This is a genomic window from Methylobacterium sp. J-030 (assembly GCF_022829545.1).
Taxonomy (GTDB): domain Bacteria; phylum Pseudomonadota; class Alphaproteobacteria; order Rhizobiales; family Beijerinckiaceae; genus Methylobacterium.
Map to the genome: position 1 here is coordinate 52,019 of NZ_JAKSYM010000297.1, position 14,267 is coordinate 66,285.

A 14,267-nucleotide genomic window follows, 5' to 3' on the forward strand; every position below is an offset into this window, starting at 1 on the left:
TCCGGCGTCCCACACTCAGCGGATCACGTTGAGCAAGTCAGACATCATCGTCTGAGCCGTCGACATGACCCGCGTGTTCGCAGAATAGGCCTGCTGGGTTACGATCATCTTAGAGAATTCGCTTGCAATGTCGGTGTTGGATTGTTCGACGGCGGCGCCCGTGATCGTGCTGCCGTTGAGGCCGGAAAGCGGCGGTCCCGAATCGGCCGTCTGCAGGTAGTTGCCGTTCGTATCGGCCTTGAGCCCGTCCGGGTCGGCGAACTGCACGATGCCCGCGGTGGCGAGGGCCTTCACGGTGCCGTTCGAGAAGGTGCCGTTGATCTTGCCGTCCGTGCCGACCGCGACGCTGGTCAACGTGCCGGAGGTGCTGCCGTCCTGGCTCAAAGCATTGGTGGTCACGGAGCCGCTGGCATCCGAGTATTGCGTCAGGCCGCCCGAGACATCCAGGGTCAGCTTCGGGAACGTGTAGCCGGAGAAGACGTCGCCGCTCAGATCGACCGTCGTCGCGCTCGGGGTGCCGGTCGCGGCGGGCGCGGTGAGCTTGCCCGTCGAATCGAAGGTGAACTGCGTTGCCACGTCCGTCCAGGTCGGGTTGTCCGTCGTGCCACTGTTATAGGACAGCTTCCAGGTCGCCCCCGCGGTGCTGGTGGAAACCTGCGTCCAGCGCATGTTGACCGTGACCGGCGCCCCGGAGGACGTGTAGGCCGTGATCGAGGGGCCGGCGATGCTGCCGGCCGGGACGGCGGAGGCGCTCGTCGTCGGTGTCGCCGGGAGGTTGGCCGCATACGAGATCGTCGTGGTGGGCTGCGCCGGGAGGGTCGGGTTGCCGATCTTGATCGCACCCGAACTGGTCACCTGTCCGGTGGTCGGATCGAGGTTGTTGCCGGTCAGGTAGCCGCCGGCGCCGTTCATCAGGAAGCCGTCCGCGGTCGGGGCGAAGTCGCCCCGGCGGGTGTAGGCATTGGTGCCGCTGAAGGTCGCGGCGCCGTTGGCGTCACCGGTCTTCTGCACCACCGTGAAGAAGCCCGTCCCGTTGATCGCCATGTTGGTCGGCGTGCTGGTCGAGACCACGTTGCCGGCGATCGTGTTGGTGAGTTGCGACTGCGCCAGGACCGAACCCGAGACCTCGCGCTTGGGCGTCGTCTCGGTCATCAGATCGACGAAGCTGGTGTCGACGCGCTTGAAGCCGGTCGTCTGCGAGTTCGCGATGTTCCCGGAGATGTTGCTGATGGCGTAGGACTGCGCCTGCAGTCCGGAGACCGAGGTCTGCAGGGCGGAAAAAAGATCCATGGCGAGCGATCCCGATGCGCGCCGGCACGGCCCGCAGGCCCGGTCGGCCGCAACCGCCGTGCCACCGCCAAGCCCTTGATTGTGCTGATGGTGTCCCGGACGGACCCGGCAGTTCTGGCAGCCTGAACGGCCGGGCCCGGCAAATCCTGCCCGGCGGACGCGCCGTCGGCCCGGGGCGCCCGCCCGCCCTCGTTTACGGCGCGTTATCCGGATTCATGCGAGGATCGTCGTCGGCCAGGATTGGGGGCGGCGCGGCCTGAGCGGACGCGCCGGACCGGTTGGGATTTCGGGTCTCGGGATCATGCGGGCGAAACGGACGAGCCTCGTCCACATCATCTACTTCTCGCGCCTGAACCTGTCGTCGGAACCGGCGAAGCGGTCCGAGCAGATCGCCGAGATCGGCCGCATCGCCCAAAAGAAGAACGAATTCGCGGTGATCACGAGTTTCCTGGTGATCGAGGGCAACTTCGCCTGCCAGGTCATCGAGGGCGAGCGCTCGTCGGTCCACGAGACCTTCGACCGGGTGAGCGCCGACAGCCGCCATCGGGACGTGCAGATCAGCGAGTGGCGGGAGATCGCCAAGCGCGAGTTCGTCCACTCCTTCAAAAGCGCCCAGCGCAGCGCGGGCAACGACACGCTGTTCTCGAAGGCCAACCTGCTGCCGATGCTCCAGCGCGGCACGCCGAAGGCCTCGGCGATCCACGGCCTTTGCCTGTCCCTGCAATCCGACACGATGTCCCGTCAGGGCATCGACCATCTCTTCGTCTGAGCCGCGCGATGTCCGAGAGCGATTCGAATCCGATTCTCATCGTCGACGACCAGGAGAAGCTTCTCCGGCTGATCGTGATGCTGATGACCCGCATCGGCTTCCCGGATGTCGAGGGCGTCACCAGCGCTCCCGAAGCGCTGGAGCGCATGCGGCAGCGCCGCTACGCCCTGGTGATCTCCGACCTCGACATGGAGCCGATGGACGGCCTCAGCCTGCTGCGCGAGATCCGCGCCGACGATACGCTGATGAACACGCCCTTCATGCTGACCGAGTCGTCCTTCGACTTCGAGGACATCAACCTCGCCCACCAAGCGGGCGCGGACGCCTTCATCCTCAAGCCGTTCGACATGGCGGTGCTGAAGACGAAGCTGAAGCAGGTGCTCAACCGCAAGCCGCGCAAGCGCGAGGCGCCGATCGCGGCGGAATCGAGCCTGAGCGTCGAGTTTCCGATGCTCGGGAAGTTCTGAGGCCGCGGCGCTTCCGACCCTCACCAAACCCGCTTCTGATAATCCTTCACGTCGGTGAAGCGCACCGCCGGATACCGCTCCTCCTCGTAGCGGAGCGAGAAGGCGGTCGTCGCCATGAAGACAGGCGCCCCGTCGAGGTCCCTGGCCATGGCCGAGCCGTGCGAATCGACGAACTTGTCGAGCTCGATCTCCGAGTCGGACGACACCCACCGGCAGACCGAGAATCGCGAGGTCTCGTAATCCACCGGGAGGCCGTACTCGGCCTGGAGCCGCTCCTTCAGCACGTCGAGCTGGAGCGCGCCGACCACGCCGACGATCGCCTGGCTGCCGTCCTGCGGCACGAACACCTGGACCACGCCCTCCTCGCCCATCTGCTGGAGCGCCTCGCGCAGCTTCTTGGCCTTCATGGCGTCGGTGAGCTTGATCCGGCGCAGGATCTCGGGGGCGAAGCTCGGCACCCCGCGGAACACGATGTCCTCGCCCTCCGTGAGCGTGTCGCCGATCCGCAGCGTGCCGTGGTTCGGGATGCCGACGACGTCGCCGGCGAAGGCCTCGTCCGCGATGGCGCGGTCCTGCGCGAAGAAGAATTGCGGCGCCGAGAGCGAGATCGGCTTGCCGGTGCGGACCAGCCGGGCCTTCATGCCCCGGTTGAGCCGGCCCGAGCAGACCCGCATGAACGCGATCCGGTCCCGGTGGTTCGGGTCCATGTTCGCCTGGATCTTGAACACGAAGCCGGTCATGCGCGGCTCGGTCGGCTCCACGACGCGCTTGTCGGCGTCCTGGCCGCGCGGCGGCGGCGCAACCTGGGCAAGACCGTCGATCAGGTCGCGCACGCCGAAATTGCGGAGCGCCGAGCCGAAGAACACCGGCGTCAGGTGGCCCTCGCGGAACGCGTCGAGGTCGAACGTCTTCAGGCCGCCCTCGGCGAGTTCCACCTCCTCGCGCCACGCAGCCGCCGCGCCGTTCTCGGTGAGCAGGTCGTCGAACAGCGGATCGTCGGGGCCCGACACAGTGACCATCCCGGCATCCTCGGCGGCGTCGAGCCGGCGCACACGCTTGCCGCCGAGTTCGTAGGTCCCGGAGAAGTTGCGGCCCGTGCCGATCGGCCACGTGATCGGGGCGACGTCGAGCGCCAGCGTCTTCTCGATCTCGTCGAGCAGCTCGAACGGGTCGCGCGCCTCGCGGTCGAGCTTGTTGACGAAGGTGACGATCGGGATGTCGCGCAGGCGGCAGACCTCGAACAGTTTCCGCGTGCGCGCCTCGATGCCCTTGGCGGCGTCGATCACCATCACGGCCGAATCGACCGCCGTCAGGGTGCGATAGGTATCTTCCGAGAAGTCTTCGTGGCCGGGCGTGTCGAGCAGGTTGAAGACGCAGTCGCCGTACTCGAAGGTCATCACCGAGGTGACCACCGAGATGCCGCGCTCCTTCTCGATCCCCATCCAGTCAGAGCGGGTCGAGACCCGGTTGCGCTTGGCCTTCACCTCGCCGGCGAGCTGGATCGCGCCCCCGAACAGCAGCAGCTTCTCGGTGAGCGTGGTCTTGCCCGCGTCCGGGTGGGAGATGATCGCGAAGGTGCGCCGCCGCGACACCGGATCGGCCGGCCTCGCCTCGGTCTTGGTTTGCATCAGCATGGAGCGAACGCTCTGGGTCGTCGGAACGTGAGGGCGCGCGTCGGGCGCGGTCTCGGGATCGTGTAGCGGGATGCCCCGATATTGGCAAAGACGCGGGGCTCATCGCGGCGTCCCTTCAGGGACCGTACAGGGGCCCGGCACCAGCCTCCCTACGCCGATTCACGATCCGTGAGGCTGCCATGGCGCGCGCTGCATCACGCTGTCTCCTGACCGCCGCCCTGCTCCTGTCCTCGGCGGGTCCCGGCCCGCGGGCGGCCGGCGCGCCCGCCCCGTCCGCGGCGGCCGATGCCGCCTTCCTCGACGCCCTGACCTGGGGCGCCACGCCCTCCGGCTTCGCGCGGCTCGAGGCCGAGGGGCGGGCGCGCTGGCTGCACGATCAGCTCCATCCGCCCGCCGGGACGCGGCTGCCGCCGGACGCGCAGGCCGCCGTCGACGCGCTGACCCCGCCGGGCAGCCTGTTCGAGCGGGCCCAGGCGCTCGACGCGCAGGCGAAGGCCTACAAGGACATCCAGGACCCCGAGGCCAGGAAGGCCGGGCAACAGGCCTTCCAGGCGGCGCTCAACGTGGCCTCACGCAACGCCGCCGCGGCCTGGGTGCTGCGCGCCCTCTACAGCCCGGATCAGCTCCGCGAGCGGCTGACCTGGTTCTGGTTCAACCGGTTCAACGTGCATCAGGGCAAGGCGACGCTCCGCGCCGCCGTGGGCGACTACCTCGACACCGCCATCCGCCCGCACGCCCTCGGGCGGTTCCGCGACCTGCTGATGGCCAGCCTGCGCCACCCGGCGATGCTGCGCTACCTCGACAACGCCGACAACGCCGCCGGCCGCATCAATGAGAACTACGCCCGGGAGATCATGGAGCTGCACACGATGGGTGTCGGCTCCGGCTACACGCAGGGGGACGTGGAGGCGCTGGCGCGGATCCTCACCGGGGTCGGCGTCGACCTGAAGCCCGAGGATCCGAAGCTGCGGCCCGAGCACGCCGCCGATTTCCGCCGCGACGGGCTGTTCGCGTTCAACCCGAACCGCCACGATTACGGCGACAAGGTCTTCCTCGGCACGCGCATCGAGGGCCGCGGCTGGCCGGAGGTCGAGCAGGCCCTGGCCCTCATCGCTCACCATCCCGCCACCGCGACGAACGTCTCCCGGACGCTCGCCGCCTACTTCCTCGGGCAGGCGCCCGACGACGCTCTGGTGGGCCGCCTCGCCGCCGTCTTCACCCGCACGGACGGCGACATCGCGGCCGTGATGGAGGCGCTGGTGCGCGAGCCGGCCTTCGCGAGCGAGCGCGGCGGCTTGAAGGATCCGGTGCGCTACGTCTTCTCGGCCGTGCGCATGGCCTATGACGAGCGCGTGATCCTCAACCCCGGCCCGGTCCTCGGCTGGCTGAACCGGCTCGGCGAGGGCCTGTTCAACCGCTCGACGCCCGACGGCTACCCCCTCGATTCCGCGGCCTGGAGCGGGCCGGGGCAGCTCGCGACGCGGTTCGAGATCGCCCGGCAGATCGGCTCCGGCTCGGCCGGGCTGTTCAAGCCGCCGACACCTGACCAGCCCGAGCAGCCGGCCTTCCCGGTGCTCGCCAACGGGCTCTACTTCGCGGCCCTGTCGGGCACCCTCTCGGCGTCCACCCGGGCGGCGCTCGCCCAGGCGGTCTCGCCCCAGGACTGGAACACCCTCTACCTCGCATCGCCGGAGTTCATGCGATGAACCGTCGCGACCTGATCCGCGCCTCGGCGGCGCTCGGCCTGTCCACGGTGGCGGGGCGCGTCTGGGCGGCCCCGAAGGCCGATGCGCGCCTCCTCGTGGTGTTCCTGCGCGGCGCCTACGACGCCGCCAACGTGGTGATCCCCACCGGCAGCGAGTTCTATTGCCGGTCGCGGCCGAACCTCGCGATCCCGAAGCCCGACGCATCAGATCCGAAGGCGGCGCTCGCGCTCGACGCCGACTGGAGCCTGCATCCCGCGCTGCGCGAGACGATCCTGCCGCTCTACGCCAAGGGGCAAGCGGCCTTCGTACCCTTCGCCGGGACCGACGACCTGACCCGCAGCCATTTCGAGACGCAGGACACGATCGAGATGGGCCAGACGTTCGGGGCCGCCCGCGACTATAATTCCGGGTTCATGGCGCGGCTCGCCGCGGAGCTGACCCGGGTCCGACCGATCGCCTTCACCGACCAGATGCCGCTGATCTTCCGGGGTGGCGAGACGGTGCCGAACATCGCCATCAACGGCGTCGGTAAGCCCGGGATCGACGACCGGCAGGCGAAGCTCATCGGCGCCATGTACAGCGGCACCAAGCTCGCCGGGGCCGTGACCGAAGGGTTTCGCGTGCGCGACGAGGTCTACCGCTCGATCTCCGACCACGCGGCCCAGGCCGACCGCGGCGCGGTCTCGCCGAAGGGGTTCGAGCTGTCGGCCCGGCGGATCGGCCGCCTGATGCGCGACTCCTTCAATCTCGGCTTCGTGGATGTCGGCGGCTGGGACACCCACGTGAACCAGGGTGCGGCAACCGGCTACCTCGCCGACCGGCTGGGCGAATTGGGACGGGGCCTGTCCGGATTCGTCGAGGAGATCGGGTCCGGGTGGTCCGACACCGTGGTGGTGGTGTTGTCGGAGTTCGGCCGCACCTTCCGCGAGAACGGCAACCGCGGGACCGACCACGGCCACGGCAGCATCTACTGGATCCTGGGCGGCGGCGTCCGGGGCGGCCGGATCGCCGGGCCGCAGGTGCGGGCCGACGAGGCCAGCCTGTTCCAGAACCGGGACTATCCGGTGCTGACCGACTATCGCGGGCTGCTCGGCGGCCTGTTCCGGCGCCTCTACGGCCTCGACCAAGCGAGCCTGCGCCGGATTTTTCCGAGCGGGGACCCGGCGGATCTGGCGTTGCTGTAGCCTGCCGTCATCCACCGAAGCATCACGCCCGTCCCATCCATCCCCCTCATCCTGAGGTGACCGCGAAGCGGGCCTCGAAGGAGGGCTCCAGAAATCGCGCGATCCCTGGAGGGCTCCTTCGAGGCCTACGCTGCGCTTCGGCACCTCAGGATGAGGGGGTGAGTAGGATCAGCGAAGCCGTGCCGTGACCGGGACGGCGGAAGCGCGGTCAAGCCGCCGCGACCGCCAGCCCGCACAGATCGCCGATCAGTTGATCGACTCGATCTGGCTTCGCGTCCCAGGCGAACATGAAGCGCGCCCCGCCGCCGATGAAGGTGTAGAACCGCCAGCCCCGGGCGCGCAGGCCGTCCATGGTGGCGGGCGGCATCGCCAGGAAGACGGCGTTCGCCTCCACGGGGAACAGCGTCCGCACCCCCGGCAGCCCGGAGACGCCCTCGGCGAACAGCCGGGCGCAGGCATTGCCGTGGGCCGCGTTCCGGAGCCACGCTCCGCTCTCCAGCATGCCGACCCAGGGGGCGGACAGGAAGCGCATCTTGGAGGCGAGCTGGCCGGCCTGCTTGCAGCGATAGCCGAAATCCTCGGCGAGCTTCCGGTCGAAGAACACCACCGCCTCGCCGGCATGCATGCCGTTCTTGGTGCCGCCGAAGCACAGGACGTCGACGCCGGCGCGCCACGTCATGTCGGCCGGGCTGCAGCCGAGGCTCGCGCAGGCATTGGCGAAGCGCGAGCCGTCCATGTGCAGGGCGAGCCCCAGCTCCCGGCAGGTCGCCGACAGGGCCTGGAGTTCGGCGAGGCTGTAGACCTGCCCGGTCTCGGTCGGCTGGGTGACGGTGACCACCCGGGGCCGCGGGAAGTGGATGTCGTTGCGGTTCCTGGCGAGGCCGCGGATCGCCTCCGGGGTGAGCTTGCCCCCTTCGGTGGGCACGGTGAGCAGCTTCGAGCCGTTGGAGAAGAATTCCGGCGCGCCGCACTCGTCGGTCTCGACATGGGCCGAATCGGCGCAGATCACGCTGTGGTAGGACTGGCAGAGCGCCGCCAGCGCCAGGGCATTCGCGGCGGTGCCGTTGAACGCGAAGAACACCTCGCACCCGGTCTCGAACAGGGTGCGGAACGCGTCCGCGGCCCGCTCCGTCCAGGCATCCTCGCCGTAGGCCGGGGCGTGGCCGCGATTGGCCGCCTCCATGGCGGCCCAGGCCTCCGGGCAGATGCCGGAATAGTTATCGCTGGCGAATTGCTGCGAGTCGTCGTGTCTCATCCGGGCAACCTATCACGCCGGTGCCGAAGATCGATCGTGCGAACAGGTTGGAACTGGTGCGCGCTTGGTGTAATACCCGCGCCAAGGCGTGGGCTCCACGCCGATTCGGAAACCGACGTTCCCGTCCCTCCCGGGTTCACCCGGGCGAGGGACGTTGCCGGTTTCCAGATCGGCGGCGGGCTGCGCGAGCCCCAAAATCCAGGTCCAGAGGATCAAGTCCGTTGCAGGTACTCGTTCGCGACAACAACGTCGATCAGGCGCTCCGCGTCCTCAAGAAGAAGATGCAGCGCGAGGGCATCTTCCGCGAGATGAAGCAGCGCAAGGCTTATGAGAAGCCGTCCGTGCGCAAGGCCCGGGAGAAGGCCGAGGCCGTCCGCCGCGCCCGCAAGCAGGCCCGCAAGACCGCGATCCGCGAGGGCCTGATCGCCGCGCCGAAGCCGAAGCCCCGTTTCCCCGCCGGCAGCCGCCGCCCGGGCTTCCCGTCCCCGTCGGCCACGCAGGGCCAGGGTGGCAACGCCTCGGGTCAGGTGCCGGTGAGCCCCGCCCCCGTCGCCTGAACGACGAAGCCGCGATCTGAGAAACGCCCGGCCCGCGCGAGCGGCCGGGTTTTTTCGTTTCTGGGCTCAATTCGTCGCGTGTGGCGGTCCGGATCCGACACGCGCCTCCCCTCCCCCCTCTGCGGGGGAGGGAGAGACGCGCAACGCCTCGCACCCTGTCTAGACCACCCCGCTCAGGCCGCCTTGGCGGCCAACGTCGCCCGCTCGGCCTGCACCAGCACATCGAGGGCGCGCCATGGCTTCTGCATGTAGACCGCCTGATCGGGCAGGCGCGCGTCGCGCCCCGCCCCCGATGTCACGACCACCCGCACATCCGGCCAGCGGCGGCCTACCGCCTGCGCCAGGGAGACGCCGTCCATGGCGCCCGGCAGGCGCACGTCGGCAAAGAGCAGCGCCACGGTGACATCCGGGCGCTCCAGCACCGAGAGCGCGGCCTCGGCGCTCTCACAGGCGATCACGCCGAGATCCGTCTCTTCCAGCACCGCGGTGGCGAGGTCGCGGACCGCCGCATCGTCCTCGACGACGAGGGCCACCGGGTTGGAACACTCGGGCAGTGCGCGATCCATAAAAAGTCTCCTGAGCTGGGTGCGTCGCCCCACACCGGGTCACGGCCCTGAAAACAGGCTTCTGATTCCCCGATTCGGCCATGCTGACCTGTCAGCAGCCGGCTCACAAGAGTCGGTGCACTCCGGGACGGCATGCCCGCCCTGCAATCAGACCGCGCCAAATTCGAGCGATGCGCCTGAATTTGGCGCATCGGAGCTGCAGTTAAGAAGCTGTTCACCCGTGTGGACCGACTGTTAACATCCTGCGACGGAACGTCCCCAACCCATGGCGGCGTTCCTTCGGGTTCCCGCGGGCCAGAGCTGAAGGATCGCTGTCCGACATGTGCCGTTTCCTCGCCTACAGCGGTGAGCCGGTCTTCCTCTCAGACCTCGTCTGCGCGCCCACCCACTCGCTGGTGCATCAGTCGCTGCACGCTGACGAAGGGAAAACCGAGACCAACGGCGACGGGTTCGGCATCGGCTGGTACGCCGAGCGGCCCGAGCCGGGGGTCTATCGCGACATCTCGCCAGCCTGGTCGGACGAAAATCTCGTCAACCTCTGCGGGCAGGTACGGGCGCGGACCTTCTTCGCCCATGTCCGCGCCTCGACGGGTACCGCGACCGCCCGGGCCAATTGCCATCCGTTCGTCCATGGCCGGCACCTGTTCATGCACAACGGCCAGATCGGCGGTTATCACCGGATCAAGCGCCGGCTCGAGGCCCTGATCCCGGACGCGCTCTACGATCACCGGCGCGGCAGCACCGATTCCGAGGCGATCTTCCTCCTGGCGCTGGCCAACGGGCTGGAGCAGGATCCCGTGGGCGCGATGGCGCGCACGCTGACGATGATCCGCGGGCTGATGGATGAAGCCGCCATCTGCGAGCCCGTCCGCTTCACGGCTCTGCTCACCGACGGTGAGACCCTCACCGCCTATCGCTGGGCCTGCGACGGCCGCCCGCCGAGCCTCTATTTCCGCGAAGGTCCGGGTGGCATCGTCGTGGTCTCGGAGCCGATCGACGGCTGCCGCGACGGCTGGCGGATGGTGCCGAAGGGCGCGACGCTGCGCGCCCGACACGGAACCGCGACCGTCGTGGACGCCCCCGAGCGGGCCCGCGCCGCCGCCTGAGTGACAACCGCCCCAGCCATGCCGCCGCGGGCATTGCCCGCACGCGCCGAATGGCCACTATCCGCCCGCGGCCGACGCTGCGGCCGGGCGGGGATCGATCGATGTATCCGGATACCGAGCTTCACATCGCCGGGCGCTGGCGCGCGGGCGCCGGACAGGAGACGCTGCCAGTCCTGAACCCCGCCACCGGCGAGACGATCGGCCGGTGCGCGGTGGCCGGCACGGCGGATCTCGACGAGGCCCTGGCGGCGGCGGCCCGCGCCTTCCCGACCTGGCGGAAGGTCGCACCCTTCGAGCGCGCCAAGGTGATGCGCAAGGCGGCCGACCTGATGCGCGAGCGCGCCGACGACATCGCCCGGATCATGACCCAGGAACAGGGCAAACCGCTGGCGGAGGCGCGAATCGAGACCCTGGCGGCCGCCGACATCATCGACTGGTTCGCCGAGGAGGGGAAACGCGCCTACGGCCGCGTCATCCCGGGCCGCGCCGACGGCGTGCTCCAGGCCGCAATCCGCGAGCCGGTCGGGCCGGTCGCCTGCTTCACGCCGTGGAACTTCCCGATCAACCAGGCGGTGCGCAAGATCTCGGCCGCGCTCTGCACCGGCTGCACGGTGATCCTGAAGGGCCCCGAGGATACGCCGGCAAGCTGCGCCGCCCTGGTGCGCGCCTTCCTGGATGCCGGCATCCCCGGGGACGCGCTGGCGCTGGTCTACGGCGATCCGGCGACGATTTCGTCCTACCTGATCGCGCATCCGGTGATCCGGAAGATCTCGTTCACCGGCTCCACGGTGGTCGGCAAGAAGCTCGCGGCGCTCGCGGGCGAGCACATGAAGCGGGCCACCATGGAACTTGGCGGCCATGCCCCGGCGATCGTGTTCGGCGATGCCGACGTCGAGAAGGCGATCTCGGTCCTGGCGCCCTCGAAATTCCGGAACGCCGGACAGGTCTGCGTTTCGCCGACCCGCTTCCTCGTGCACGATTCCGTGTTCGACCGGTTCGTGGAGGGGTTTGCGAGTTTTGCCGAAAGCCTCAAGGTCGGGGACGGGCTCGATCCCGAGACCAAGATGGGTCCGCTGATCCACGGGCGGCGCCTCGAAGCGGTCGAGGCGCTGACGGCGGATGCCGAATCGGGCGGCGCCACGCTCCGCACCGGCGGCAAGCGGATCGGCAACCGGGGCAACTTCTTCGAGCCGACGGTCCTCACGGAGGTGCCGCTCACCACCCGGATCATGAACGAGGAGCCCTTCGGCCCCCTCGCGATCATCAACCGGTTCTCGGACGACGCGGAAGCCCTGACGGAGGCCAACCGCCTGCCCTATGGGCTAGCGGCTTACGCCTATACCCGCTCGGCCGAGCGGGCGGCGCGGGTGTCGAACACGGTCGAGAGCGGCATGATCTCGATCAACCATCACGGCCTCGCCCTGCCGGAGACGCCGTTCGGCGGCGTCAAGGATTCCGGCTACGGCAGCGAGGGCGGCCCGGAGGCGCTCGACGCCTACCTGGTGACCAAGTTCGTCACCCAGGCAAACTTCTGACGGCCGATCAGTAATGCGGAGGCGGCGGCTCTGGCCCCCGCGGGACAGCTCTGGCCGCCGCCTCCTCGACCTGTTCGCGCAAGCCCGCGATCTGTCGGGACAGCCGGTCGATCACCCGCCACTGCTCGGTGACGGCGCGGTTCAGATCCTCGATCGTCGCCTCTTGCTCGGTGAGACGCATCTCGAGACGATTCATCCGGTCGGGTTCGTCCATCCCTGATCTCCCTTGGCCGGGCAGCAAACCGGCCGCGCTTGCCGCACTTTCAGCGAAGACGCGGCTCCTCAGCGCGGGGCTGCTCAGACAGCGACCTTTTACCGAAGTTTAGAGACGCGCGCCGCGGTTCGTCGTCCGGTAAGCGGCCTGATCCGCGTACCTTTCCAGGACGATGACGTTTGCCGCTCGAACGCTGCCTGCCCAAACGAAGATGAAAGCGGTCAAATGCGGCCGGTATGAAACCAGTCGGCGTCTGCCATCTTCTGATTTTCATTCTCAGCGCATCGTCGTGAAGCACATCTCATCGATTAATAACCGACCTCGAATTATTGGCAAAATTAGACTTAGCTCGATTTAGCCGACCGAGAAATTGTTTCGAAGCGGACGATGAATGAAATTCGCTGCCTATGACCGGATAAGTTATCCGATTTTAAACCATCCTGCTGTGCATACTGAAACCCAATCATGCGTTGAAATCGGGGCTGCAGATGGCACTGTTTGGTTTGGGTACGGACGTGCCGCTGACGGCCCTCGACCGGACCATGGGACGGGTCGAATTCGATCCGGCGGGCCACATCACGGATGCCAACGCGATCTTCCTCGATCTCGTCGGCTACACCCTCGCGGAGGTGCGCGGGCGCCCCCACAGCCTGTTCGTGCCGGAGGCCGAGCGCGCGAGCCCGGATTACGCCGCGTTCTGGGACCGGCTGCGGGCCGGTCAGCCGGAGGTGCGCGAGTTCGCCCGCCGGACCAAGGACGGGCGGATCGTCTGGATCAAGGGCGCCTACACCCCGATCCTGGATCGCAACGGCAGGGCGACCAAGATCGTGAAGATTGCCACCGACATCACGGAGGAGCGGGCGCGCGCCGCGCTCTACGCGGGCCAGATCGCGGCCATCAACCGGTCGCAGGCGGTGATCTGCTTCGCCCTCGATGGGACCATCACGGACGCCAACGCGAACTTCCTCTCGACCATGGGCTACACCCTCGACGAGGTCCGCGGCCGGCATCACCGGATGTTCATGCCGCAGGCCGAGGCGGCGAGCCCGGATTACGCGGGGTTCTGGGCGGACCTCGGGGCGGGGCAGTATCAGGCCGGCGAGTTCCGCCGGATCGGCAAGGACGGGCGGGTCGTCTGGATCTTCGGCGCCTACAACCCGGTTCTGGATGCGGAGGGCAAGCCCTGCGCGGTGGTCAAGTTCGCCACCGACGTGACCCGGCAGGTCGAGGACCGCCAGCGCCGGGCCGAGGGTCAGCGCGCCATCGACGCGGACATCGCGGCGATCCGGGATTCGATGAGCCGCGTCGTCCGGCAGGCGGACGAAACCGCCGAGTCCTCGAACCAGACCGCCCGCAACGTCCAGGCGGTCGCGGCCGGCTCGGAGGAATTTGCCGCCTCCATCGAGGAGTTGAGCCGTCACGCGCTCATGGCGAAGTCCTCGGTCGACCAAGTGGTCACGCGCGCCGAGGAGGCCGGCGGGATCGTGATCGGGTTGACCGGGGCCGCCGACCGGATCGGCGCCGCCGTGAACCTGATCCGTTCGATCGCCGACCAGACGAACCTCCTCGCCCTCAACGCCACGATCGAGGCCGCGCGTGCGGGCGCCGCCGGCAAGGGCTTCGCGGTCGTGGCCGCCGAGGTGAAGGCCCTGGCCGAGCAGACCGCCCGGGCGACAGGCGAGATCGGCAGCCAGATCACGGCCGTCCAGACCGAGACCGCCAAGGCCGTGTCCGCCATCGACGGGATCGGCACGACCATCGAGCAACTGAGCGCGATCACGCTCAGCGTCTCGTCCGCCGTCACCGAGCAGGCGGCGGTGACCCGCGACCTGACCGAGAACATGCAATCGGCCGCCCACAGCGTCGACGCGGCGCGGGCCGCGATGGCGGATATCGCGGCCTCGTCGGCCCAGGTGGACGAGTCGGTGCGCAAGGTGTCGGAGGCGGCCCGCGCCCTGGCGTGACCGGATGACGCCGCCGCCGG

13 protein-coding genes are annotated in these 14,267 nt (G+C 68.8%); 8 read left to right on the forward strand and 5 right to left on the reverse strand.

Annotation, left to right across the window (positions count from 1 at the left end):
- Window positions 1-15: 15 nt before the first annotated feature.
- The gene (locus tag MKK75_RS22365) at window positions 16-1,290 is read right to left on the reverse strand and encodes a flagellar hook protein FlgE (RefSeq protein ID WP_244044714.1); all 1,275 of its coding nucleotides are present in this window, start codon (window positions 1,288-1,290) and stop codon (window positions 16-18) included.
- Window positions 1,291-1,591: 301 nt separating this feature from the next.
- Between MKK75_RS22365 and MKK75_RS22370 the strand changes: the two genes are divergently transcribed.
- Both MKK75_RS22370 and MKK75_RS22375 read left to right on the forward strand, forming a co-directional pair.
- Complete coding sequence (locus MKK75_RS22370) at window positions 1,592-2,059, forward strand: BLUF domain-containing protein (RefSeq protein ID WP_244044715.1); 468 nt, start codon at window positions 1,592-1,594, stop codon at window positions 2,057-2,059.
- 8 nt (window positions 2,060-2,067) lie between these two features.
- The gene (locus MKK75_RS22375; RefSeq protein WP_244044716.1) at window positions 2,068-2,526 is read left to right on the forward strand and encodes a response regulator; all 459 of its coding nucleotides are present in this window, start codon (window positions 2,068-2,070) and stop codon (window positions 2,524-2,526) included.
- 20 nt (window positions 2,527-2,546) lie between these two features.
- Here MKK75_RS22375 and MKK75_RS22380 read toward each other — a convergent pair whose 3' ends face one another.
- Window positions 2,547-4,160 (reverse strand): peptide chain release factor 3, encoded by a 1,614-nt coding sequence (locus tag MKK75_RS22380; protein WP_244044717.1) that lies wholly within the window; start codon window positions 4,158-4,160, stop codon window positions 2,547-2,549.
- 179 nt (window positions 4,161-4,339) lie between these two features.
- Here MKK75_RS22380 and MKK75_RS22385 point away from each other — a divergent pair, with 179 nt between their 5' ends.
- Both MKK75_RS22385 and MKK75_RS22390 read left to right on the forward strand, forming a co-directional pair.
- A complete protein-coding gene (locus tag MKK75_RS22385; RefSeq protein ID WP_244044718.1) occupies window positions 4,340-5,866 on the forward strand; it encodes a DUF1800 domain-containing protein in 1,527 nt (508 codons plus the stop codon).
- On the forward strand, window positions 5,863-7,050 hold the full coding sequence (locus MKK75_RS22390) for a DUF1501 domain-containing protein (RefSeq protein ID WP_244044719.1): 1,188 nt from the start codon (window positions 5,863-5,865) through the stop codon (window positions 7,048-7,050). Before MKK75_RS22385 ends, MKK75_RS22390 begins: the two co-directional genes overlap by 4 nt.
- A gap of 208 nt (window positions 7,051-7,258) precedes the next feature.
- Here the strand turns inward: MKK75_RS22390 and MKK75_RS22395 are convergent, their stop codons facing one another.
- Window positions 7,259-8,305 carry a threonine aldolase family protein gene (locus tag MKK75_RS22395; protein ID WP_244044720.1) on the reverse strand — a complete coding sequence of 349 codons (1,047 nt, stop codon included), beginning with the start codon at window positions 8,303-8,305 and terminating at the stop codon, window positions 7,259-7,261.
- A gap of 221 nt (window positions 8,306-8,526) precedes the next feature.
- Between MKK75_RS22395 and rpsU the strand changes: the two genes are divergently transcribed.
- Complete coding sequence (rpsU, locus tag MKK75_RS22400) at window positions 8,527-8,862, forward strand: 30S ribosomal protein S21 (RefSeq protein WP_244044721.1); 336 nt, start codon at window positions 8,527-8,529, stop codon at window positions 8,860-8,862.
- A 173-nt stretch (window positions 8,863-9,035) separates the two neighbouring features.
- Here rpsU and MKK75_RS22405 read toward each other — a convergent pair whose 3' ends face one another.
- Window positions 9,036-9,428, reverse strand: a complete 393-nt coding sequence (locus tag MKK75_RS22405; RefSeq protein ID WP_244044722.1) for a response regulator — start codon at window positions 9,426-9,428, stop codon at window positions 9,036-9,038.
- Window positions 9,429-9,748: 320 nt separating this feature from the next.
- Here MKK75_RS22405 and MKK75_RS22410 point away from each other — a divergent pair, with 320 nt between their 5' ends.
- A complete protein-coding gene (locus tag MKK75_RS22410) occupies window positions 9,749-10,534 on the forward strand; it encodes a class II glutamine amidotransferase (RefSeq protein WP_244044723.1) in 786 nt (261 codons plus the stop codon).
- Between the two features lie 101 nt (window positions 10,535-10,635).
- Complete coding sequence (locus MKK75_RS22415; RefSeq protein ID WP_244044724.1) at window positions 10,636-12,069, forward strand: NAD-dependent succinate-semialdehyde dehydrogenase; 1,434 nt, start codon at window positions 10,636-10,638, stop codon at window positions 12,067-12,069.
- Window positions 12,070-12,076: 7 nt separating this feature from the next.
- On the opposite strand, the gene MKK75_RS22420 is transcribed toward MKK75_RS22415, so the two are convergent.
- On the reverse strand, window positions 12,077-12,283 hold the full coding sequence (locus MKK75_RS22420) for a SlyX family protein (protein ID WP_244044725.1): 207 nt from the start codon (window positions 12,281-12,283) through the stop codon (window positions 12,077-12,079).
- 488 nt (window positions 12,284-12,771) lie between these two features.
- Here MKK75_RS22420 and MKK75_RS22425 point away from each other — a divergent pair, with 488 nt between their 5' ends.
- A complete protein-coding gene (locus tag MKK75_RS22425) occupies window positions 12,772-14,247 on the forward strand; it encodes a PAS domain S-box protein (RefSeq protein ID WP_244044726.1) in 1,476 nt (491 codons plus the stop codon).
- Window positions 14,248-14,267 lie beyond the last annotated feature (20 nt).

Bases quoted from the DNA above. Each gene is read 5' to 3' on its own strand.
- MKK75_RS22365 (WP_244044714.1), bottom strand. From the start codon at position 1,290: ATGGATCTTTTTTCCGCCCTGCAGACCTCGGTCTCCGGACTGCAGGCG.
- MKK75_RS22370 (WP_244044715.1), top strand. From the start codon at position 1,592: ATGCGGGCGAAACGGACGAGCCTCGTCCACATCATCTACTTCTCGCGC.
- MKK75_RS22375 (WP_244044716.1), top strand. From the start codon at position 2,068: ATGTCCGAGAGCGATTCGAATCCGATTCTCATCGTCGACGACCAGGAG.
- MKK75_RS22380 (WP_244044717.1), bottom strand. From the start codon at position 4,160: ATGCTGATGCAAACCAAGACCGAGGCGAGGCCGGCCGATCCGGTGTCG.
- MKK75_RS22385 (WP_244044718.1), top strand. From the start codon at position 4,340: ATGGCGCGCGCTGCATCACGCTGTCTCCTGACCGCCGCCCTGCTCCTG.
- MKK75_RS22390 (WP_244044719.1), top strand. From the start codon at position 5,863: ATGAACCGTCGCGACCTGATCCGCGCCTCGGCGGCGCTCGGCCTGTCC.
- MKK75_RS22395 (WP_244044720.1), bottom strand. From the start codon at position 8,305: ATGAGACACGACGACTCGCAGCAATTCGCCAGCGATAACTATTCCGGC.
- MKK75_RS22405 (WP_244044722.1), bottom strand. From the start codon at position 9,428: ATGGATCGCGCACTGCCCGAGTGTTCCAACCCGGTGGCCCTCGTCGTC.
- MKK75_RS22410 (WP_244044723.1), top strand. From the start codon at position 9,749: ATGTGCCGTTTCCTCGCCTACAGCGGTGAGCCGGTCTTCCTCTCAGAC.
- MKK75_RS22415 (WP_244044724.1), top strand. From the start codon at position 10,636: ATGTATCCGGATACCGAGCTTCACATCGCCGGGCGCTGGCGCGCGGGC.
- MKK75_RS22420 (WP_244044725.1), bottom strand. From the start codon at position 12,283: ATGGACGAACCCGACCGGATGAATCGTCTCGAGATGCGTCTCACCGAG.
- MKK75_RS22425 (WP_244044726.1), top strand. From the start codon at position 12,772: ATGGCACTGTTTGGTTTGGGTACGGACGTGCCGCTGACGGCCCTCGAC.